18 protein-coding genes and 1 pseudogene are annotated in these 22313 nt (G+C 46.4%); 3 read left to right on the forward strand and 16 right to left on the reverse strand.

The features are described from left to right. Nucleotides 1–219: 219 nt before the first annotated feature. The 6 genes and pseudogenes from acs to ACTRWI_RS05655 form a co-directional block, all read right to left on the reverse strand. Nucleotides 220–2169 (reverse strand): acetate--CoA ligase, encoded by a 1950-nt coding sequence (gene acs, locus ACTRWI_RS05630; protein ID WP_499129822.1) that lies wholly within the window; start codon nucleotides 2167–2169, stop codon nucleotides 220–222. 218 nt (nucleotides 2170–2387) lie between these two features. Continuing rightward, nucleotides 2388–2567, reverse strand: a complete 180-nt coding sequence (locus ACTRWI_RS05635; protein ID WP_499129823.1) for a hypothetical protein — start codon at nucleotides 2565–2567, stop codon at nucleotides 2388–2390. Between the two features lie 15 nt (nucleotides 2568–2582). Next, nucleotides 2583–2960, reverse strand: coding sequence for an exonuclease domain-containing protein (locus tag ACTRWI_RS05640; protein WP_499129856.1), 378 nt, complete (start codon nucleotides 2958–2960; stop codon nucleotides 2583–2585). Beyond that, nucleotides 2879–3826: pseudogene (locus ACTRWI_RS05645) on the reverse strand (DUF294 nucleotidyltransferase-like domain-containing protein). The gene ACTRWI_RS05640 and the pseudogene ACTRWI_RS05645 overlap by 82 nt, the downstream one beginning before the upstream one ends. A 36-nt stretch (nucleotides 3827–3862) precedes the next feature. Then, the gene (locus tag ACTRWI_RS05650; RefSeq protein WP_499129824.1) at nucleotides 3863–4075 is read right to left on the reverse strand and encodes a hypothetical protein; all 213 of its coding nucleotides are present in this window, start codon (nucleotides 4073–4075) and stop codon (nucleotides 3863–3865) included. After that, on the reverse strand, nucleotides 4072–4347 hold the full coding sequence (locus ACTRWI_RS05655; RefSeq protein ID WP_499129825.1) for a hypothetical protein: 276 nt from the start codon (nucleotides 4345–4347) through the stop codon (nucleotides 4072–4074). Before ACTRWI_RS05655 ends, ACTRWI_RS05650 begins: the two co-directional genes overlap by 4 nt. A gap of 352 nt (nucleotides 4348–4699) precedes the next feature. On the opposite strand from ACTRWI_RS05655, the gene ACTRWI_RS05660 reads away from it, so the two are divergent. Together ACTRWI_RS05660 and ACTRWI_RS05665 are read left to right on the forward strand one after the other, a co-directional pair. Continuing rightward, a complete protein-coding gene (locus ACTRWI_RS05660; RefSeq protein WP_499129826.1) occupies nucleotides 4700–5881 on the forward strand; it encodes a 3-phenylpropionate MFS transporter in 1182 nt (393 codons plus the stop codon). Nucleotides 5882–6011: 130 nt separating this feature from the next. After that, nucleotides 6012–9443, forward strand: coding sequence for a hybrid sensor histidine kinase/response regulator (locus ACTRWI_RS05665; protein ID WP_499129827.1), 3432 nt, complete (start codon nucleotides 6012–6014; stop codon nucleotides 9441–9443). Between the two features lie 93 nt (nucleotides 9444–9536). Here the strand turns inward: ACTRWI_RS05665 and ACTRWI_RS05670 are convergent, their stop codons facing one another. The 4 genes from ACTRWI_RS05670 to ACTRWI_RS05685 form a co-directional block, all read right to left on the reverse strand. Beyond that, nucleotides 9537–10922: a class II fumarate hydratase gene (locus ACTRWI_RS05670; protein WP_499129828.1), complete on the reverse strand. Its 1386-nt coding sequence runs from the start codon at nucleotides 10920–10922 to the stop codon at nucleotides 9537–9539. A gap of 12 nt (nucleotides 10923–10934) precedes the next feature. Beyond that, the gene (locus tag ACTRWI_RS05675) at nucleotides 10935–11318 is read right to left on the reverse strand and encodes a hypothetical protein (protein ID WP_499129829.1); all 384 of its coding nucleotides are present in this window, start codon (nucleotides 11316–11318) and stop codon (nucleotides 10935–10937) included. 202 nt (nucleotides 11319–11520) lie between these two features. Further along, complete coding sequence (locus ACTRWI_RS05680; protein ID WP_499129830.1) at nucleotides 11521–13224, reverse strand: sodium:solute symporter family protein; 1704 nt, start codon at nucleotides 13222–13224, stop codon at nucleotides 11521–11523. 10 nt (nucleotides 13225–13234) lie between these two features. Then, the gene (locus ACTRWI_RS05685; RefSeq protein ID WP_008219570.1) at nucleotides 13235–13501 is read right to left on the reverse strand and encodes a DUF4212 domain-containing protein; all 267 of its coding nucleotides are present in this window, start codon (nucleotides 13499–13501) and stop codon (nucleotides 13235–13237) included. Nucleotides 13502–13902: 401 nt separating this feature from the next. Here ACTRWI_RS05685 and ACTRWI_RS05690 point away from each other — a divergent pair, with 401 nt between their 5' ends. Further along, nucleotides 13903–15654 carry a potassium/proton antiporter gene (locus ACTRWI_RS05690; RefSeq protein WP_499129831.1) on the forward strand — a complete coding sequence of 584 codons (1752 nt, stop codon included), beginning with the start codon at nucleotides 13903–13905 and terminating at the stop codon, nucleotides 15652–15654. On the opposite strand, the gene ACTRWI_RS05695 is transcribed toward ACTRWI_RS05690, so the two are convergent. From ACTRWI_RS05695 to argF, 6 genes are all read right to left on the reverse strand, one after another. Then, nucleotides 15651–16280, reverse strand: coding sequence for a response regulator (locus ACTRWI_RS05695; RefSeq protein ID WP_063525215.1), 630 nt, complete (start codon nucleotides 16278–16280; stop codon nucleotides 15651–15653). The genes ACTRWI_RS05690 and ACTRWI_RS05695 overlap by 4 nt on opposite strands. A gap of 208 nt (nucleotides 16281–16488) precedes the next feature. Continuing rightward, on the reverse strand, nucleotides 16489–18318 hold the full coding sequence (locus tag ACTRWI_RS05700; RefSeq protein WP_499129832.1) for a protein-disulfide reductase DsbD: 1830 nt from the start codon (nucleotides 18316–18318) through the stop codon (nucleotides 16489–16491). Nucleotides 18319–18492: 174 nt separating this feature from the next. Beyond that, nucleotides 18493–18981, reverse strand: coding sequence for an arginine repressor (locus ACTRWI_RS05705; RefSeq protein ID WP_499129833.1), 489 nt, complete (start codon nucleotides 18979–18981; stop codon nucleotides 18493–18495). A 326-nt stretch (nucleotides 18982–19307) separates the two neighbouring features. Beyond that, a complete protein-coding gene (gene pyrI, locus ACTRWI_RS05710; protein ID WP_499129834.1) occupies nucleotides 19308–19772 on the reverse strand; it encodes an aspartate carbamoyltransferase regulatory subunit in 465 nt (154 codons plus the stop codon). A 15-nt stretch (nucleotides 19773–19787) separates the two neighbouring features. Then, nucleotides 19788–20717: an aspartate carbamoyltransferase gene (gene pyrB / locus ACTRWI_RS05715; RefSeq protein ID WP_499129835.1), complete on the reverse strand. Its 930-nt coding sequence runs from the start codon at nucleotides 20715–20717 to the stop codon at nucleotides 19788–19790. 482 nt (nucleotides 20718–21199) lie between these two features. Then, entirely contained in the window at nucleotides 21200–22210 is a 1011-nt protein-coding gene (gene argF / locus ACTRWI_RS05720; protein WP_499129836.1) for an ornithine carbamoyltransferase, read from the reverse strand. Nucleotides 22211–22313 lie beyond the last annotated feature (103 nt).

The following is a 22313-nucleotide window of genomic DNA, read 5'->3' on the forward strand; positions in this document are numbered from 1 at the left end:
AATTAGAACCAGATTATAGCTAATTCAGCGCAAATCGCAGCAATTTACTGGTCTAATCTCCTATTGGTAGCAAGTGAAATTGTTACCAACTTAACAAAAAGCGTTAATGGTATAATTTTAATGTGGATATTTGAGAGCAAGAGCAGCCACAAAAAACCGCCACATAGGTGACGGTTTGGAAATGTTCTGTTTTAAATAGTGATTTTGATGTGATAGCTGTTATGCCAATTCAGCTTTCTCGGCAATCAGCTTATCAACCACACTTGGGTCAGCGAGCGTTGAAGTATCACCAAGGTTGCCAGTATCTCCCGTTGCTATCTTACGCAGGATACGACGCATGATCTTACCTGAACGTGTTTTCGGTAATGAGTCGGTCCAGTGCAGTACGTCTGGTGTCGCAATTGGGCCGATCTCTTTACGCACCCAGTCTTTCACTTCTTTATGAAGCTCTGCGGTTGGGAACTCGCCATCATTAAGCGTGATGTAAGCGTAAATCGCTTGACCTTTGATGTCGTGAGGAATACCCACAATCGCAGCTTCTGCAATCTTATCGAATGCCACGAGCGCCGACTCAATCTCTGCTGTACCCATACGGTGACCAGATACGTTCAGTACGTCATCAACACGACCAGTAATCCAGTAGTAGTCGTCTTCATCACGACGAGCGCCATCACTGGTGAAGTACATGCCTTTGAAGGTAGAGAAGTATGTCTGCTCAAAACGGTCATGATCGCCATGAACGGTACGCATTTGACCAGGCCACGAGTCTAGAATGACGAGGTTGCCGTCGGTAGCGCCTTCCATGATGTTACCCATGTTATCTACGAGCGCAGGTTGTACACCGAAGAATGGACGAGTCGCTGAGCCCGGTTTTAGGTCGGTAGCGCCCGGTAGCGGAGCAATTAGGATGCCGCCCGTTTCGGTTTGCCACCACGTATCAACAATTGGAGATTGCTCATTACCAATCGTTTTGTAGTACCACTCCCATGCTTCTGGGTTAATAGGTTCACCTACTGATCCCATGATTCTCAAACTGTCACGAGATGTGCCTTTAACCGCTTCATTGCCTTTTGCCATCAGTGCACGAATAGCCGTAGGTGCAGTGTAAAGAATGTTAACTTGGTGCTTATCAACTACTTCACTCATGCGGCTTGTGTTCGGGTAGTTTGGTACACCTTCAAACAGGATTGTCTTAGCGCCGTTAGCCAGTGGTCCGTAAACCAGGTATGTGTGGCCAGTAATCCAACCCACATCGGCAGTACACCAGAAGGTTTCGCCTTCTTGGTAATCAAATACGTATTTAAAGGTCATTGCTGCGTAAACAAGGTAACCACCGGTAGTGTGCATTACACCTTTGGGTTTGCCTGTTGAGCCTGATGTATAAAGGATGAATAGTGGGTCTTCCGCATTCATCTCTTCTGGTGGGCAGTCTGCTGATATGTGTGCTGTCGCCTCATGCCACCAAATATCACGGTGTTCATGCCATGCAACATCGCCGCCAGTACGCTTAAGCACCATCACTTTGTCGATGGTTTTCACTTCTGGGTTAGTCAGTGCTTCGTCGACATTTTTCTTAAGAGGAACAGCCCGCCCGCCACGTACGCCTTCATCGGCTGTGATCACGACTTTAGCATTCGAATCGATAATACGACCGGACAGAGCTTCTGGTGAGAAACCACCGAATACTACGGTGTGAACTGCACCAATACGAGTACACGCCAGCATAGCAACCGCAGCCTCAGGAACCATTGGCATGTATAAACAAACCACGTCGCCTTTACGTACGCCTTGCTCTTTTAGAGCGTTAGAGAATAGACATACTTCTTTGTGCAGTTCATTAAAAGTTAGGTTTTTATCATCAGCTGGGTCATCGCCTTCCCAGATGATTGCGACTTCATCACCGCGCTCAGCAAGGTGGCGGTCAATACAGTTCGCCGACACATTCAGTGTGCCATCTTCAAACCAGCGAATATCGATGTGGCCTGGATCGAAAGAGGTATTTTTTACTTTTGTGAATGGCTTAATCCAATCCACGATTTTTCCATGTTCACCCCAAAAGCCTTCTGGGTCAGAAACAGATTGTTGGTACATGGCTAGGTAAGTGTCATTATCCGCGTGTGTGGTTGATTTAATATTTTCTTTTACCGGATAAACGTGGGCTTCACTCATTGCATCTCTCCTTGTGCCTACATTCCTAATGAATTGGCAACTTCCTTTGTGTTCAGTTTCTAGGTCTATTACAGAACCGTCTTTGTGTTATCACTCTCGGCTAGGACGGCGATTTCCACAATTAGACTTTAGGATGAGACGTCGCTTTTCACTTACAAAATAGCGAGTTAAGTTCATTTTTGAGATGTTGCTCTCTATGTCGAGATGCAGGGGTTGAATTAGGTGTATGAAGAGTTGAAACGGGGTAGATCGCCATGTTTCAGGCGAACAAAGATCAGCGCAGCAGAGATAGCGTCATGTAATGCATCATGTTTATTGAATGGAGTTGGTAAGTCGAGCTGGCGACAAATCGCATCCATACTGAGGTCGAAATAAGCATTCGGTAGCTGTCTTTCCAATTTATCTTGATAGAGCTAGCTCACTTCGACTAACCGGTTAGGCAGCGGGAATCCGAGTTGTTTCAAGCAGGCGCGGTCGAGAATCTTTTTGTCATAGCAGATGTGATAGCCGACTAAAGGACGATTAGCAATAAAGTTAAGTAATTCAATTAGAACCTGCTTCTCTTCGATGCCATGTTTTAAATCTTGATGGCGAATACGGTGAATTTTGATTGAATTGCAGTCGAGAGATTGAGGGGCTTGTAGTCGTACTTCGGAAGGCTTGTTGTTGATGATGCGGTTGCCGATGATCTTGGTCGCGGCAATGGTGATTAATTCAGCCTGATTAGGGTCGAGGCTGGTGGTTTCACAATCGAGTGAGACATATTCTTGATGAACAGGCGCAGTAAACAGAGGCTGGTAGGGAGAGCCTTTGAGCTTGTAATGCCAAAAAGAGTGAGAGGCACAGAGAAGTTCAATGCAGGGCGGCAGAATTCGGTCAGAATCAGCTCTTGCCCTAGTATTAAATCACTCAAGTGCTGCTTAACAGGGAGTAGCAAATCTCTATTACCTGCAACAGCATGTGCATCCGCCATAATGGCAATATCCACCACTGTATCTGGCGTTGCCTTTTTTACCCAACTTGTCAGAGTTTGCTTCCATTCTTGTTCAGAGTGAACCCACTTCGGGTTGTTGACCATTACGTTGCCAGGACACAGTGGATAACCTAATTGTTGCAAGGTATGAGTGAGATCATTCATCGCATTTTGGCATTGGTGCCACTCTAATCCGTCTTGAATGATCAGCGCATTGTCTTGATCGGTTTTGAGTATTTATTCTGCGCGACCTTCAGAATCCAGTACGATGAGGCTGCAATGGTTGTGTAGCGCAGGGGGAATAACCAGTTCAAAGGTCTTTTCAATTATCTGTTCATTGACGGCAGAAATCAGCTCCATGATAAAACGTGTGCGAATACAATTATTTAGCAGGCTTTCGACCAGTTGACGTTGCTTGTTGGAAACCATTGCCAACTCTTCAATGCTGGTGGCTTGAGCGATACGCAAAGTAAGGACATGTGAGTGAGTTGAGAACGCACTGAGTATTTTCGTCATATCCACCATGCCGACCGTATTGAGCCTATCACAAACCATCAGCCTTTTTACACGATTTCTTGTCATGGTGATCATGGAGTTAAACAAGAAGTCACCATGATTAACATGCAAAACAGGGAAGGTTGCTATCTCGCCGACAGGTGTATCGAGAGTGCGATCATCAAGCATTACCGCGTGCAATAAATTGGTCCGTGTGACGATTCCTTACGGAAAGAAACATGATGATCCAAAAGCTTTTGGATCATCATGTTCCAAATGAACCAAGGCTGAGTCTAAGCCTTGTTCTTTAAGGGTTTGAGTCACTTGATTGATAGGCTGTTCGGGTTCAAGTATCAGTGGTGGGTGATAAATCGAATCATCGACTTTGGTCAGTATGGACTCGGCAAGATTCTGCTGTTGCTGAGCGGCTTCAATCAATGCTTTTCGGGTCGAGAGGTTGCTATCAAAGTAAGCGGCGAATTGGCCGTTAGCGTGGTATAGCTCAAGAAAAATGTCGCTTGGTAATAGTAACTTAGTGTGTCTTCCAGTGCGATATATTGATGTTTGGTGTGAGGCTCAAACTGACTGCGCACATCGAAGATATCGTCATTGGCATAGTGCGCATAGATCTCTCCATCGCTGCTGAAACGCTCTTCAACAGCACCTTTAATCAGAATGTGCAGGTGTCGACTCGGGCGGTCTGTTTCCAATATCACTTCGTGTGCTCGTTAGTAAACCACGTCCAAAGCCGATCGCAGCGTTAACTGTTCAGCCTCAGACAAGCTATCGAAGGGCGGGTGCTGCATATTAAATTTATCAGGTATAAGTAATGGCAAAGAAATAGGAGTCTCTTTTCAGTCTGACAAATTACTAGCGAAGCTCCAGACGACTTTAGTCTAAGTGAGAGAGTGGCGACTTGGGGAGCTTAGATATCTTGCTGAAATGCGATATCTGAACTCATTGAATATGGGAATACTATCCCCGCAATAATTCCCTTTTTCATCTTTTGTGACCTAGGCATAATTGGCGCTCCCTTGTTCCACACATTTTTATAGGTCGCCTATGTTTAATCCTTCCCCTTATGGCTGGATATCCCAGTATTTTCTTGGTTTCTTTTTTGCCTATGGCGTTTATTTGCCATTTTGGGCGCTGTGGTTTGAAGACCAAGGCGTGTCTGCAGGGGACATTGGCGTATTGATTGGGGTGGGCTTGGCTACGCGTTGTGTTGCTAACTTTGTGATAACACCGCGTATCTATAAAGTTGAGCATTTAATGCCAGCATTGCGTTGCCTAAGTTTTGTCGCGCTATTATTCGTTGGTTTCCATTTCTTTACTGGTGGTAGCTTTTTATTGATGCTGCTAGCAACGGTGATGTTCAACCTCTGCTATGGACCGATTATTCCGCTTTCGGATGCAATGGCGAACCATTACAGCCGTCTCAAAATGCTCGATTACGGACGTACACGTTTGTGGGGATCAGTGGCATTTATTGCGGGTTCTACCGTGGTTGGTTATCTGGTGGCTGAATTTGGCACGGATATGATTTTGTATACTGCACTGGCAGGGGTGTTGTTTTCTCTGTTGCTCGCGATGAGAAACCCAAACGTGATGCCGGTGACAGAGTCTGAGCAAGTGGCTGAAAGACCTAAACTTGGTCAACTGTTACGTGAATCATCGGTAGTGAAGTTTCTTGCATTGATGGCACTGCTTCAAGGAAGCCACGCCGCGTATTACAGCTTTAGTGCGATTTACTGGAAAGAGGCGGGGCACTCTGAGGCGATCATCGGTTATCTGTGGAGCTTGGCTGTGGTTGCTGAGGTGGCAGTATTTGCTCTGAGCAAGCGATTGTTTGCCGGATTATCATTGCGCACTTTGTTTGTGATTGCTGGCATCGGAGTAATGGCTCGTTGGGGTATTACTGCATCAACGACTGCGATTCCAGTATTGATAGTGGCTCAGCTGCTGCATGGGGTGACATTTGCGATGGCACATATCGCTGCCATTCAATACATTCAGTCTCAAGAGTCGAACAAAATGGTGGCACTGCAGGCACTTTACAATGCGATACCACTTGGCGCCTTTATCGCGTTAATGACGACCTTAAGTGGTTGGGGTTACGAATTGTGGGGCGCGAATATCTTCTGGGGAATGGCTGCGATGGGTGCTATTGCCCTGTTTATCAAGCTTGAGGAAAGAAGCTCTGTGGTTGAAGTTAATCAACCAGAGTCAGAAGTTCATAGCTGATAACCGATCGTGATTATTAGAGTCTAAAGCACAGAATTTAAGCGATGCGATTGAGTTAATGATTCATCCTTAGTTAAATGAAACCTCTCCCTTATGGAGAGGTTTTTTATGGATGAAGAAAGGGTTTTCAATGCAAGGATGGGTAGTAATTCCAGTCTCTTTAGCCTATTTGGGCGTATTATTTCTGATCGCTTGGTATGGAGACAGGCAGGTTCGTTGGTTATCGCGTTGGCGACCGTGGATCTATAGCCTTTCTATTGCAGTGTATTGCACCTCGTGGACCTTCTACGGAACGGTGGGTCAGGCGAGTAATAATCCTTGGTCTTTCTTACCCATCTATCTCGCACCGATTCTGGTCTTCACCCTTGGGTGGCGGATCTTAGCGCGACTGATTCTGATAGCGAAACGGGAACACATTACCTCAATTGCCGACTTTATCGCGGCTCGTTATGGTAAATCTCAAGGTCTAGCGGTTGCGGTGACGGTTATCGCAGTGATCGGCATTCTTCCTTATATCGCCTTACAACTGCGTGGTATCACAATGGGGCTGGATATTGTCGCCCCGAGTTTGGCGCAAGATTTTGGCTATCAGGATTACCATGTTTCTTGGTTTGTGGTTGGTGCGCTGGCCATTTTTACCATGCTGTTTGGTACAAGACACATCGACAACACGGAACATCACCGTGGCATGATGATGGCGGTGGCGTTTGAGTCGATCGTTAAGCTGGCGGCATTTTTGATTGTTGGCCTCTTTATCATTTATCTGGCGATGAGCAGCGACAAGATTGACCTGCTAGACGTGGCAGCGAGCACTTATGAGTCGCCGAATATTCCGACCTTAATTATCCATACTGTTTTGACCATGTTGGCGATTGTCTGTCTACCGCGCCAGTTTCATACCATGGTTGTTGAGAATGAACGCCCTCAAGACCTGCACACCGCTCGCTGGTTATTTCCGCTTTATCTGATTTTTATGGGGCTGTTTGTTCTGCCAATTGCATGGGCGGGGCAAGGGCTGCTTCCGAATATGCCTGCAGATACGTATGTGATCAGTCTGCCGATGGCTGAAGGCGCCAATCATATTGCCTTGCTTGCGTTCCTTGGCGGTACATCAGCGGCCAGTGGCATGGTGATCGTATCGACCATCGCGTTGGCGATCATGGTGTCGAACGATCTAGTGATGCCGCTATTGCTGCGCCGAATGCGCCTAACCAAAAGGACTCACCGCCACTTCTCTGGGTTACTATTGGTGATTCGTCGTGGGCTTATTTTACTGCTTCTCCTTGGTGCTTGGTTGTTCTATCAGGCGCTCGATACCATACATTCTTTATCCGCTATCGGCTTCCTTTCGTTTGCTGCGATTGCTCAATTTGCACCGGCTCTGATCGGTGGTCTGTACTGGCGCCCTGGCAATCGCAAGGGGGTTTATGTCGGTTTAATGGTCGGCTCGGTGATTTGGCTAATTACTTTGATGAGTCAAACCAGTATGTTGGCTGGCGACAGTCAAAGTAACTTGCTGCTGTGGATCATCACACCACCAGAGTTACTCAATAGTTGGGATATTAGCAGTTCAAACTGGGGGATAGTGCTGAGTATTGTGCTCAATACTTTGTGTTATGCCGTGGTTTCTATTTCGACCAGAGCAAGCCTAAGTGAGCGCTTACAATCGGCGGCATTCGTTGGTACGCCGCTGCCTGAAAATGAGAACATTAGCCTTTATCAAAGCTGTGTAACCGTGGCTGAATTAGAGATGTTGGCGTCGCGCTTTGTCGGTCGCAAGCGAGCGAAAAGCGCTATCCAAAGTTACTGGCAGCAGCAAGGTCAGCCACTACTTCCTAATCAGCAAGCGCCTGCAAGCTTGATTCGACATGCTGAGCGCGTGTTGGCGGGTGTGTTTGGTGCTTCATCTGCGAAGTTAGTACTTACTTCTGCTTTGCAGGGCAGAAATATGCAGCTTGAAGAAGTGGCGATCATCGTTGATGAAGCCTCGGAGTTGTACGATTTTAGCCGTGGCTTACTGCAAGGGGCGATTGAGCACATTGGCCAAGGGATTGCCGTGGTGGACAAACAGATGAGGTTGGTGGCGTGGAATCAGCGTTACTTGGAACTGTTTGAATTCCCTGCTGGTTTGATACAAGTGGGCAGGCCGATCTCCGATGTGATTCGTCATAATGCGCAGCAAGGTTTGTGTGGTCCGGGTGACCCGGAAGATCACGTGCGTCGCCGTGTTTATCACTTGGAACAAGGTACACGACACACCTCTTCTCGTATTCGTCCTGATGGTCGAGTGATTGAGGTGCAAGGTAACCCAATGCCAAGCGGCGGCTTTGTGATGAGCTTTACTGATATCACGGTATTCAGACAAGCAGAGCAGGCGTTAAAAGACGCGAATGAAAGCTTGGAATCAAGAGTACACGAACGAACTCAAGAGCTCGAAAAGCTGAACCATCGTTTGGTTAAAGCAACACAGATATCTGATCAGGAATCACAATCTAAGAGCCGTTTTTTAGCGGCGGTGAGCCACGATTTGATGCAGCCACTGAATGCCGCACGCTTGTTTGCGTCATCACTTTCGGAGGTAGCAAAAGAGCAAGAGGTGAAACAGCTTTCGTCTCATATTGAAAGTGCATTGGGCGCGGCCGAGGACTTGATTGGCGACTTGCTTGATATCTCACGATTAGAGTCTGGCAAACTGGAAACCAACATTCATGCCATTGCGGTGCACGATGTGCTTGCTAACTTGAATGCGGAATTTAGTGCCTTAGCGACTCAGCAAAAAATCGATTTCAAGATGATCCCATCATCTCTGTTTATTAACTCTGACCCTAAGTTGCTGAGACGAGTGATTCAGAACTTTTTGACTAACGCCTTCCGCTATAACCCAGAAGGGAAAGTTGTGCTCGGAGCAAGACGAGTCAATGGGCAGGTGCGAATCGATGTGTGGGATAACGGAACCGGTATTGATGAAGACAAGCAACAAGAGATCTTCGAAGAGTTCACTCGTGGTAGCCAACTCCGCTCCGATCAAGGCTTAGGGCTGGGTCTCGCGATTTCGAAAGGTATTGCTCATGTGCTTGGCCATCAAATATCGATGCGTTCATGGCCGGGACGAGGCAGTGTTTTTTCTATTACGTTAGCAAGATCGGAACAAGTGGCTCCGGTTATGCAAGCTGCGGCGCCCGTCGCGAGCAGTGACATCGAGCACCTTAAAATCTTGTGTGTTGATAATGAACGAGAGATTTTAGTCGGGATGGAGAACCTGATTGGTCGTTGGGGTTGTGAGGTTAAAACGGCGGTTGATTTAGTCGAAAGCTTGCAGTGCCTAGATGGTGACTGGAAGCCCGATGTGATCTTTTCTGATTACCGTCTCGATAATGGCAGAACAGGGCTTGAGGTTTTGCAACAATGTCGTTTACGCCTTGGTGACTCTTTTGAGGGAGTCATCATCACTGCCGACAGAACCGATGATATGTTGGCAGCGATAAAAGCCAATAGTTTTAGCTTTATTGCCAAGCCTGTGAAGCCGCCAAAACTCAGAGCGGTATTGAATCGCGTGAGTTAATTGAATTAACTATTTTCCATAAACTATTAGATCCTAAAAAGGCCTCATCTGAGGCCTTTTTCGATCTGGTAGATTTGTTATGAATTACTGGTTTTAACCTGCGATACCACCTTGAGTGAGAGCGGTTGGGTCAAGCAGCTTGCTGAGCTCTTCTCGGCTTAGATCGGTTTCTCTTTCTGCAACATCAAGGATTGGCAAACCCTCTTTGTAGGCTTTCTTGGCAATATCAGCTGCCTTTAGGTAACCAATCACAGGATTAAGCGCCGTCACCAGAATTGGATTCTTTGAAAGCGCTAAATCCAGGTTGTCTTGGCGTACAGTGAAAGTAGCGATGGCTTTATCTGCCAGAGCAATAGAGCTGTTAGCTAAAAGCTCGATACTTTCTAATACGTTATGAGCAATCACTGGCAGCATCACATTCAGTTGGAAGTTGCCAGATTGGCCCGCGACCGTAATTGTAGTGTCGTTACCAATCACCTGCGCTGCCGCCATCGCTGCAGCTTCTGGAATCACAGGGTTCACTTTACCGGGCATGATAGATGAGCCTGGTTGTAGCGCCTGCAATTCAATCTCTCCTAAGCCAGCTAATGGACCAGAGTTCATCCAGCGAAGATCGTTTGCGATCTTCATGATCGCAACTGCTGCAGTTTTAAGCTGACCCGAAAAGGCAACGATCGCATCTTGGCTACTGAGGTTAAAAAAGAAGTTTTCACTCGAGTTAAAGCTGATCTTTGTCGACTGCGACAGGTTACTTGCAAACTTATCGGCAAAGCGAGGGTCAGCATTGATGCCTGTACCTACCGCCGTTCCACCTTGAGCAAGCGCTTTAATAGCGGGCAGGCTGCTTTCAATCGCTTGTTTAGCGTGTTCAATCTGGAACTTCCAGCCACCCAACTCTTGAGCAAAGGTAATCGGCATCGCATCCATTAGGTGAGTGCGACCGGTTTTCACGACCTCAGCAAGCTCTTGCTGTTTAACGCTCAGTGCTTCAGACAAGTGACTTAGTGCTGGTAGCAGCTTGTTTTCAGCAGTGAGTGCGACACTGACTTGAATAGCTGTTGGTACCACATCGTTACTGCTTTGGCCCATATTGACGTGATCGTTCGGGTTCACGTCGCCTTGCAAACTTCTGGAAGCGAGTGTTGCAATCACTTCGTTGGCGTTCATGTTGGAGCTAGTACCAGAGCCGGTTTGATAAACATCGATCGGGAATTGATCGAGATGTTTACCATCAATGATCTCTTGGCTCGCATCGGCGATCGCATTGGCAATATCACCTTCTAATAAGCCTAATTGAGCATTGGTATCAGCAGCTGCTTGTTTAATTAGCGCCAGTGCTTGGATAAAGTTGGTGGGCATTTTGTGGGAGCTAAATGCGAAGTTATCTGCGGCACGTTGCGTTTGTGCTTGGTAGAGTGCATCAGCAGGAACTTTTACTTCTCCCATGCTGTCTTTTTCAATTCGAAATTGTAGGGTCATCTTTTATCCTTGTTAGCCAAGTGGAGCTTGGACTTGTTGTAGTGTCTGGCTGAGTTTCAAAAAACGCGCTTGGCCATGTGGTTGCTGGCAGTAGTGGCGTTTTAGATAAAATAGAGGTGAGTGAATTGAGTCTAGGCAGATATGACGAAAGGTAAAACTGCGCTCAGGTGACTCAATTGCTTCAATCAGATGGAAGAAAACTTGGCGCAGGTACAGCTCGCACAGCAAAATATTTTCTTGGGCGGCGTGTTTTTCATAGTATGCGGCAAGCGTTTGTGCACACTCGATGTAGTCTCGAATTACAAACGGCTCGTGACCGTGAGCTTGCTTTAAGGTGGTAAAGCGATCCTGCGCTTTATAGAACCTCGAATAGAGAACCTGCTGCTCTTTCATCATCTTCATCTCTTTATTGGATGTTAATGATAATTATTATCAAATGAGACTTTAAACACAACCCTTTGTTTCTGTTTTTATAAAACGGCAGACAAAAGAAAAAAGCCGATACATAACGTACCGGCTTTCTGAGATTCAGTGCCTAACCCCTACAATGTAAGTACTGATTCATTTTTTGTTAAACATCTTTGTTTCGTGGTCATGCTTAGTGGTCGTGAGCTTGACCTGCACCTTTAGGGTAACGGATGTTTTCAACCATCTCTTGCACGTCTTGTGGTACTTCAGCAGTCACTTTGTTTACCGCAATTGATACTACGAAGTTTAGACACATACCTAGCGTACCGATCCCTTCTGGGCTGATACCAAACCACCAGTTTTCAGGTGTGCTTGCTGCTGGGTTAATGAACTTGAAGTAGATGATGTAGCTTGCTGTGAAGGCGATACCTGTCAACATACCTGCAATCGCGCCTTCCTTGTTCATCTTCTTGTAGAAGATACCTAGGATAATGGCTGGGAAGAAGGATGCTGCGGCTAAGCCGAAGGCAAACGCTACTACCTGAGCTACGAAGCCTGGTGGGTTAATACCTAAATAACCAGCACCGATAATCGCGACAATTGCTGCCAAACGAGCGGCTAGGAGCTCCTGCTTGTCGGTCATGTTTGGTCTGAAGCCTTTCTTCAACAAGTCATGTGAAATCGATGTTGATATTACCAGTAGCAGACCTGCTGCTGTTGATAGTGCGGCTGCTAGGCCACCTGCTGCCAGTAAAGCTACAACCCAGTTTGGTAGTTTTGCTAGCTCAGGAGAAGCCAGTACGATGATGTCACGGTTAATCTTCATCTCGTTGCGCTCATCGCCCGAGTAGAACATTTTGCCATCGCCGTTCTTATCTTCCCAACCTACTAGGCCAGTGCTTTCCCAGTTTTTGTACCAGCTAGGTGCGTCTGCTGCAGCGACACCTTGCATGTCTGGGCCGTTAATCGTTTCGATCATGTTTACACGAGCGAATGCTGCAACGCCTGGTGCTGTTGTGTACAGCAATGAGATGAACAGTAGTGCCCAACCTGCTGAGATACGAGCGTCACGTACTTTAGGTACTGTGAAGAAACGGATGATTACGTGTGGAAGACCTGCTGTACCCACCATTAGAGCTGCACAGATGAAGAATACATCCACCATGCTCTTGTTACCTTCGGTATAGGCGGTAAATCCGAGTTCTTCGGTGAGTCCATCCAGTTTATCGAGAAGGTAAACGTCTGTGCCTGAAATCGTTGAACCCATACCAACTTGTGGGAGCGGGTTACCTGTCATCATGATTGACGTAAAGATTGCTGGAACAAGGAAGGCGAAAATGAGGACACAGAATTGAGCTACCTGAGTATAAGTGATGCCTTTCATGCCACCAAGTACTGCGTAGAAGAACACAATACCCATACCAATGATGATACCTAGGTTAATGTCGACCTCTAGGAAACGAGAGAATACTACGCCCACACCACGCATCTGGCCTGCAACGTATGTGAATGATACGAAGATTGCACAGAATACCGCTACCATACGTGCTGTTTTCGAGTAGTAACGCTCACCGATGAAATCAGGAACCGTAAACTGACCGAACTTACGTAGGTAAGGTGCTAAACATAGCGCAAGTAGTACATAACCACCTGTCCAACCCATCAGGTAAACCGCACCGTCGTAACCAACGAATGAGATGATACCTGCCATTGAGATGAATGACGCTGCCGACATCCAGTCAGCGGCTGTCGCCATACCGTTTGCTACTGGGTGTACACCACCGCCCGCAACGTAGAATTCACTGGTAGACCCTGCACGAGCCCAGATTGCGATGCCGATATACAGTGCGAAAGTGATACCGACGAGAATAAACGTCCAAGTTTGAATATCCATTTTCTAGCCTCTAGTCTTCCTGTACGTTGTATTTTTTGTCGAGCGCATTCATGCGGACAACGTAAATGAATATCAGCGCCACGAAGGTATATATCGAGCCTTGTTGAGCGAACCAAAAGCCGAGCTTGAACCCGCCAAACTGAACGGTGTTGAGGGCATCAACAAATAAGATGCCTGCGCCGTAAGACACTGCGAACCAGATCGCGAGCAGTGTTCCCATAATTCCCAAGTTTTCCTTCCAGTAGGCTTGAGCATGTTCCGTAGATTCGAACGCCATTGCCTTCTCCTTTATTCCGTTTCCGTAGAATTTAGTTGTGTTAACGTAATGTTACGATTTGAAATGTAGCAAGGATAAGTCAAGTGGTCTGTGCAACTTTAGTCGGGACGGTATTAGCCCTAATTCACTGAAATATTGGAGTCGGGAGACAAAACCATATAAAAATGCGATGTTACAAGGTTGTTAACTTAGCCAAAAGTCTAACAAAAAGGGATGAATTAGTGAGGGAGTAATAAAATTTAACAACTAAATGACAGAGAATCATTATTTAGTCCTGCATATGACAAGAAGGGAAATATAAGTTTGTTATAGTAATTACGCTGCTTTTAGAGCCCTTTTCTTGCTTAATAGCAGAAATTCGACATGCTTTAATCACGAGTTTTATTCTTTGGGGGAACGAATTGGACGCAATAACTATTAATCACTTATTTTTAACTGGTGCCGTGCTCATCGCCATCAGTGTGCTTTTCTCACAAGTGTCCTCACGATTGGGCGTTCCGATTCTTTTGATCTTTTTGTTTGTTGGTATGTTGGCGGGCGAAGATGGCCCCGGCGGCATCAATTTTGATGACTATTCATTAACTTACTTGGTGAGTAACCTCGCGCTTGCCGTGATCTTGCTTGATGGTGGTATGCGTACTAAGGTGGCGAGTTTTAAGGTCGCGTTTTGGCCCTCTCTGTCGTTAGCCACGATAGGTGTGGCTTGTACAGCGACTCTCACCGGCTTAATGGCGGCTTGGCTCTTCGACCTATCATTGATGCAAGGTATTTTGGTAGGGGCGATTGTGGGCTCGACCGATGCCGCTGCGGTATTTTCTCTGCTCAAAGGACAGAGCCTTAACGAGCGTGTTGGTTCAACCTTAGAGATAGAATCTGGTACCAACGATCCAATGGCGGTCTTCTTAACGGTGACCTTAATCGCGCTACTTGGCACCCCAGATGCAGAGATGGGGATGAACTTCCTGCTTAAAAGCTTCGCGATGCAATTTGGTGTCGGTACGCTTATCGGCCTCGGTGGCGGTTGGGTTCTGTGGAGTCTAATCAACCGAATACAGTTGGCTGATGGTCTTTACTCGATTCTGGTACTGAGTGGCGGTGTGGCTCAGTTTGCTTTCTCTAATATGCTTGGCGGCAGTGGCATCTTGTCGATTTACCTTGTGGGCTTGTTCATTGGTAATCGTCCAACACGTTCTCGACACTCGATTCTCAATGTTCTTGATGGCATGACCTGGCTAAGCCAGATTGTGATGTTCTTGGTTCTTGGTCTCTTGGTAACACCATCGACATTGATGGAGATTGCGCTGCCTGCCTTGGCGCTAGCTTTCGGTATGATTCTGTTTGCTCGTCCGCTGTCGGTTTGGTTAGGTTTGCTGCCATTTCGACGTTTTACCACCAAGGAGCGTTGGTTTGTTTCTTGGGTAGGTTTACGTGGAGCGGTACCGATCATTTTGGCGGTATTCCCGATGATAGCGGGTCTGCCTAATGCTCAGCTGTATTTCAATATCGCGTTCTTCGTGGTTATGGTCTCGTTAATTGTTCAAGGTGGTAGCTTGATGAAGGTTGCGAGGCTGGCTCAAGTCACCTTGCCACCAACACCGACACCTATTTCACGTACTGGTATCGAGATTTACCCGACCAGCGAATGGGAGATGTTTGTCTACAAGCTGAAAGAAGAGAAGTGGTGTGTCGGTGAGCCGCTTAAGCGCTTGTCGATGCCAGAGGGTACACGTATTACCGCGCTGTTTCGACAAGACGCTTTGCTTCACCCGTCGGGTAGCACTGTGTTAGAAGCGAACGATATTCTTTGTGTGCTTGGTCAAGACAAAGACTTAGACAGCTTAAGTGAATTGTTCAGTGAGGCGCCGGAAGCTGAAGAGGTTGCACGATTCTTTGGTGATTTCTTCCTTGAGGTTGGTTTGTCGATAGCGGCGGTGAGTGATTGCTATGGCATTGAGCTTGGTTCTGAAGAAGAGCGAGAGATGACGCTAAAAGAGCTGGCTGAGCGCGAACTTGGTCCTCATCCAGTATTAGGTGATAGTTTTGAGTGGCATGACATCAATTGGGTGGTTGCAGAGACAGAAGATCATAAAGCCGTCAAGCTGGGTTTATGTTTACCTAAGACGACTTTAGAAGAGGATATCAGTGGCGCTTAATTATGGACTTCTTGCAGTAAGATAACCGCTTGAGTTCGGTTTTTTACGTCCAGTTTTCGGAAGATGGCTGTCATGTGCGCCTTGATGGTTGCTTCCGAAACATTCAGTTCATAGGCGATTTGTTTGTTCAGCAGGCCATCGGAAAGCATCCCTAGCACCTTATATTGTTGTGGCGTCAGTGTGGCAATTTTTTCCGCAAGGTCGCTAAAAGCCGCATTGTTAGTAATCAGTCCTTCAGGGAAGAATGGGTCGCCATTCAGCACTTGATTCAGTGCACTCACCAATTCACGCATGTCACTCGACTTTGGAATAAAACCAAACGCACCATGGCTTTTCACTTGAGTGACCACGCTAGCCTCTTCACTTGCCGAGATCACGACAATCGGTAGATCTGGGTATTCTGCACGAAGCTGAATCAGACCAGACATCCCATTGGCTCCCGGCATTTTTAGATCGAGCAGCAGTAGGTCGGGTTCATCTTCTTTTTTAAGCAGAGTCAGTAACGCGTCGAGAGAGTCGGCCTCAAGCAGGTTCGCACCGCTGATCGCCATATGAACTGACTGAAATAGGGCGTTGCGGAAGAGAGGGTGGTCATCAGCAATGATGATGGTGTAGGTCGAGTCCATGACGTCCATACTTTTAACAATTTAGTTAATATTTATTATCATCTTGATTGAGTATGTGGACAATATCTATGCTTTAAAAGTCTGAACCATATCGACTTTTATCCCCTTTCTACGAAAGCGTTTCTTGCTATAACAAAAAGCCGCACTGCCATCTCGTGATGAGGGGCGGGGCGGCTTTGTCAGCAAAGCATTTAGACCAATGTTGCCGTTATAGCTGGTGGTCTTGCATGTGTTTTAAGAATAGATCGGCAGGCATAAAACCAGTCACGCGAGCATTTGGAACATGGTTGCCCTCGCTATCCCAGAACTCAATGGTTGGTAAGCCAAGTACCTGCATCTGCCTCAGTAATTCAATGTCTTGAGGCATGTTTCGCGTTACGTCTGCTTGAAGTAACACGAAGTCAGACAGTTTGTTCTCGACATCTGCTTGATGGAAGGTGTACTTCTCAAACTCTTTACATGCCACACACCAGTCGGCGTAGAAATCGAGCATTACCGGTTTACCCAGTTTCTTCGCTTCAATGAGCTGGATTTCAAGCTCTTCAACAGTGTTAATGCGTGTAAACTGGATCTGCTGTTCCACTACAACGCTCTTTTCTGCAAACCAGTAATTGAGTGCAGGTTGAGCAGAAGCAAACAGACCAAGCATTGCGATAATACCTACTGCACTTTGCTTCCAGCCACCAAATGGCAGTGCGTTCTTGCTGTGATACAACCAACCGAAGGCGATGAAACCAAGGCCAGACCAAAGCGCGGTTGCCCATGGCTCAGGGATGATGCGTTCTAGTAGGAAGATTGGTGCTGCTAACAAGATAAAGCCGAATACGACCTTCACCTTGTCCATCCAGCTGCCCGCTTTTGGCAGTAGCTTATTGCCGAATACCGCCACCAAGATTAGCGGAATACCCATACCCATGGCTAACGCGTACAGAGCAATTGCACCGGTAAATAGGTCGCCACTTTGAGCAACATACAGCAACGCACCCGAGAGTGGGGCTGTAGTACAAGGTGAACATACCAAGCCAGATATCGCACCCATAGCGAACACGCCCAAGGTATTGCCACCTTGCTGCTTGTTGCTTTGGTTGTTGAGCCAGGTTTGGACACCGCTCGGCAGTTGTAGGTTATATACGCCGAACATCGACATCGCTAATGCTACGAATAGCACGCTCAACGCAATCAACACGTAAGGATGTTGCATCGCAGCTTGGAATTGCATACCCGCAGACGCAACCACCAAACCCAGTAGGGTGTAAGTTAGCGCCATACCTTGCACGTATATGAAGGATAACATCAACGCGCGACCTTGGCTGAGCTTGCCACCACCTAACACGATGCCCGTAAGGATTGGATACATAGGCAGAACACACGGTGTGAAGGCTAAGCCAACTCCGAGCGCCAAGAACAGCAATGGAGTCCACCAACTGTCACCGAGTTTATCGGCTAGGCTCGCTTCTTTTGAAACGGGTGCGCTTGATTGTGGTGCTGTGTTATTTGCCACATCTGCTTTTGTAGAAGCAACTCGTGGTGAGGTGTTCGCTTGGTTACTGGTAGTTTTAGCTGCAGTGTCGCTTGACCCCGTCGTTTCAAACGGTGCAATGTCGATGACACGAGTTTCTGGAGGGTAGCAGAAGCCAGCCTCGGCACAGCCTTGATACTTAACGATCAGCTGTGAGCTATCTTGGTAACTTTGCAGAGGAACTTGTACGAATAGCGGTTGAGTATAAACACTCACTTCACCAAAGAATTCATCTTGGTGTGGTTTACCATCTTCTAACTCAACATTACCGATAGCGAGATTTTGGCCGCTAAAAGAGAGGCTATGTTGATAGAGGTAGTAGCCTTCTTTTACCTGCCAGTCGAGAAGCACCTTGCCATCTTGCTGGTAGTAATTGAAAGGGAAAGCTTGGTCTACAGTAACAAAACCGTTGTTATTGCCTCCGAAGCTTGGCTCGGCGTTGTCATTTCCAAAAAGCGCCCACGCAGGCTGGGTGAATAGGGAAATACAAACAAAAAGTAATGTGGCAAGTCGTCGCATACTATTTAGTCATTTAATGAAGTTATGGGTATCTTAACTCAATCAGACCGTAATAGTTTGCTATTAGTTTCATTGTCTAGCAAATATCCCTTAGGGCGGGAAATTCACTTTCTTAGGTAATCGGGATAGGGTCAGCCTTGCAGCAGGCATAGGAAGCCCTTGCCAGTACCCCATTTAAGCGACACCTAAGCGTGCTTTTACCACTTGCTCACAAGCATCGATATTGGTTGTGTCTTTTGGAATAATTAACACGGTGTCGTTGCCGCCAACAGTACCGATAATCTCGGTATGTGGGTCGATATCTACTAATCTTGCGACTAACTGCGCACAACCTGGATGAGTTTTTACTATCACCATTGCTTGGTTATGAGTGATTAATTCGATTTGCGATGAGATGGACGCATCGACACGTACAGGCGCGCTTTCAACCGTGATGCAGTAGACCTTTTTACCACAGGCATTCTGGATTTTGACTACGCCGAGCTGTGACAAAATACGAGATACCGTCGATTGGCTAATACCGGTATAGCCGATCTCGACCAGCTTTTCGCGCAGCTGGTTTTGGGTAGAAAAGCTTTGTTGTTGTAGTAGGCGTTTGCACGCTGCAGTCAGTGTTTTATCTTCAGCTGAATACAAGCAAACGTGCTCAGTGATCGGGTTCATGAACAACTCCTTAAGGTCAACAGTGATACCGCTTGTCCATAGCGTCGTGCGCACTCCCAAAGCCGTAGAGTACGATTTGTTTATTAGGGCTTACCGACGAATCCTGAAGTAAAGAAGGGTGGGTATGCGAGATGTATGATCATCTATGCATTCAGTCTACCACTAAAGGATAGTTATCTTTTTGAAGGGGATCACCAAATAAAATTCTGGTTATTTACTTATATTTTGGTGCTTTATGCTTGAGGTAAGTGGATATTTATTCCACATTGGGAATAAATATCCATGTGTTTTTCAAGGGTTTGACCTTGTGCTAATTAGGATAAGGGTTAGCGAATTTCACTCATGATCTCGCGAGAGAATACTTTTTCACAGTAATGGCATTTTAGCTGCACATTTTCCTGTTTTAGCTGCACTTTAAATCTACTTTCAACGGGGTCACCGTGTGAAATACAGTTGCTATTTGGGCATGAAAACACGCTGTTGATTTGCTCTGGCAGTACAAGCGTCAGTTTGTTTACAACCTTGTACTCTTCAATCTGATTGACTGTTGCTTGTGGCGCATACAGAGCTAATTGGTTCGCCTGCTCTTTGGTTAGAAAGATGTTCTCAATTTTGATCAGGTCTTTGTGACCCAGCGCGGATGATGGCAGGTTTAATCCCATGGTGATGCGCTGTTCGGTTTTGTGCATCTTGAACAGTTTAAGGATTTTGATACCTAGGTGAGCAGGGATGTGGTCAATGACGCTGCCGTTACGGATCGCTTCTACTTGTAGCTGAGTTTGTTTAACCATGACTGTGTCTCCTGCTTATAAAGTGTCGTTTAGAACTAGGGCTAATAGGGCTTCGCGAGCGTATACACCATTTTCAGCTTGCTCGAAGTAGTAAGCGTGTGGTGTTTTATCAACGTCGGTGGTGATCTCGTCAACGCGTGGCAGTGGGTGAAGCACTTTCATGTTTTGGCGGGCGTCTTTCAATGTGTCGGCGGTGAGGATGTAAGCCGATTTCATGTGTGCGTATTCTGATGCATCAAAGCGCTCTTTCTGTACGCGAGTCATGTATAGCACATCCAGTTCCGGTACCACTTCTTCAATACTGCTGTGTGTGCTGTATTGAATGCCCATCACTTCCAGTTCTTCACAGATGTAATCCGGCATCGCTAATACTTCAGGTGCGATAAAGAAGAAATGCACGTTATTGAATTTTGATAGTGCTTGCGTCAATGAGTGCACGGTGCGGCCATATTTAAGGTCGCCGACAAACGCCACATTGAGGTTGTCGAGTGTACCTTGCGTTTCGTAAATCGAGAACAGGTCTAGTAGGGTTTGAGTTGGGTGTTGGTTCGCGCCATCACCGCCGTTCACCACTGGCACACTGTTAGAGAACTCAGACGCCAAGCGTGCCGCCCCTTCTTGTGGGTGACGCATCACAAAGGCATCAACGTACGATGAAATCACCTGCACTGAATCGGCAAGCGTTTCGCCTTTCTTAGCCAGTGATGTGTTACCGCCATTATCAAAACCGATGACTGTGCCACCAAGGCGTTGAACTGCGGTTTCGAATGAGAGGCGAGTTCGAGTTGAAGGCTCAAAGAAACAGCTCGCAACGACTTTATTTTTCAGCAACTCTGGATTTGGTTCAGCCTTGAGCCTTGCTGCGGTATCGACGATAAGCTCCAGTTCATCACGAGAGAGCTCAGGAATGGAGATGATGTGCTTGTTAAATAACGAATGCGCCATAACGGGTCTTCCTTCTATGCATACAGTCAAATTGCGGACAAAAAAAAGCCCCCTAAAAATAGGAGGCGTCGAAACGATCAATAGAGCAAAATAAAAATGACACCGACGCCACTCTTTGGCGTGTAGTTTGACAATCATGTGCGACAAAACTGCGGTTCATTTTTTGCTCTCTTTAGACAAATTGCGGAGGATTATACTCAGATAAAAAAAGCGCGCAATATTTTATGTAAAGTATTCATTTTATGGATATTTATGCCAAATTATCCTGCGTTTTTACTTCTTTTTAAGCTTTTGTTGGGGCTGAAAAATTTCGACTTTTTTAGGCAATAATCTTTTCAAATGAATGAAAAAAAATGCGGGTTTTATCCAAGGGAAAATTCCCATGCACGCCACCCGCATTTCCCTGTTATTGCACTCAAATTATCGACTGGTTTGAAAATAAGAGAGTGCTTTGCTTCTAAGCTTTTTAACTGTTTTGCTTATTAGTTACCTAGTGTTGCAACCATCACAGCTTTGATGGTGTGCATGCGGTTTTCAGCTTCATCGAACACGATAGAGAATTCAGATTCGACCACTTCATCAGTCACTTCCACACCGTCTTTTAGCTGTGGATATTCTGCAGTAAGCTGTTTACCTACCGTGGTATCTTCGCCATGGAAAGCTGGTAGACAGTGCATGAATTTCACGTGTGGGTTACCGGTTGCTTTTAGCATTTCCATGTTCACTTGGTAAGGCATCATTAGGTTAATGCGCTCAGCCCACGCTTCTTTCGCTTCACCCATCGATACCCAAACGTCGGTGTATAGGAAGTCACAATCTTGCACGCCTTCTTGAACATCTTCAGTTAGGGTGATTTTGCCGCCAGTGTGCTCTGCGATTTCACGGCATTGAGCCAATAGCCCTTCTTCTGGCCAGAATTGCTTAGGAGCTACAAGGCGAATGTCCATGCCCATTTTCGCTGCGCCAACCATTAGAGAGTTACCCATGTTGTTACGAGCATCACCTAGATAAGCAAACTTGATTTCATGTAGCTGTTTGCCACGGCCGTATTCAGTCATGGTCAGGAAGTCTGCCAAGATTTGAGTTGGGTGGAATTCGTCAGTCAGACCATTCCATACCGGTACACCAGCGTAAGCGCCTAGCTCCTCAACAATCTCTTGACCGAAGCCACGGTATTCAATGCCATCGTATATGCGGCCAAGAACGCGAGCGGTATCTTTCATCGATTCTTTGTGACCAATTTGAGAACCAGATGGGCCTAAGTAAGAGACGCGAGCACCTTGGTCGAATGCTGCCACTTCGAATGCACAGCGAGTACGAGTTGAGGTTTTCTCAAAGATAAGTGCGATGTTTTTGCCAGTCAGTTGTGGCTGTTCGTAACCGTTGTACTTCGCTTTTTTAAGCTCCATTGAAAGATCTAACAAATGTTGAATTTCGCGTGGAGTGAAATCTAGTAGTTTTAGGAAGTTACGATTGCGTAGGTTAAAAGCCATGATGTATTCCTTCTTAGATTTAGGCGCTTTCCTGTTACAGGGAAAGAAAATTCAAGAAAGCACGATTTAATTTTTGTGTATTAATTTCAGTTCAAACGGTGAT

This window comes from Pseudoalteromonas sp. G5_S1_14_S5, from assembly GCF_054968605.1.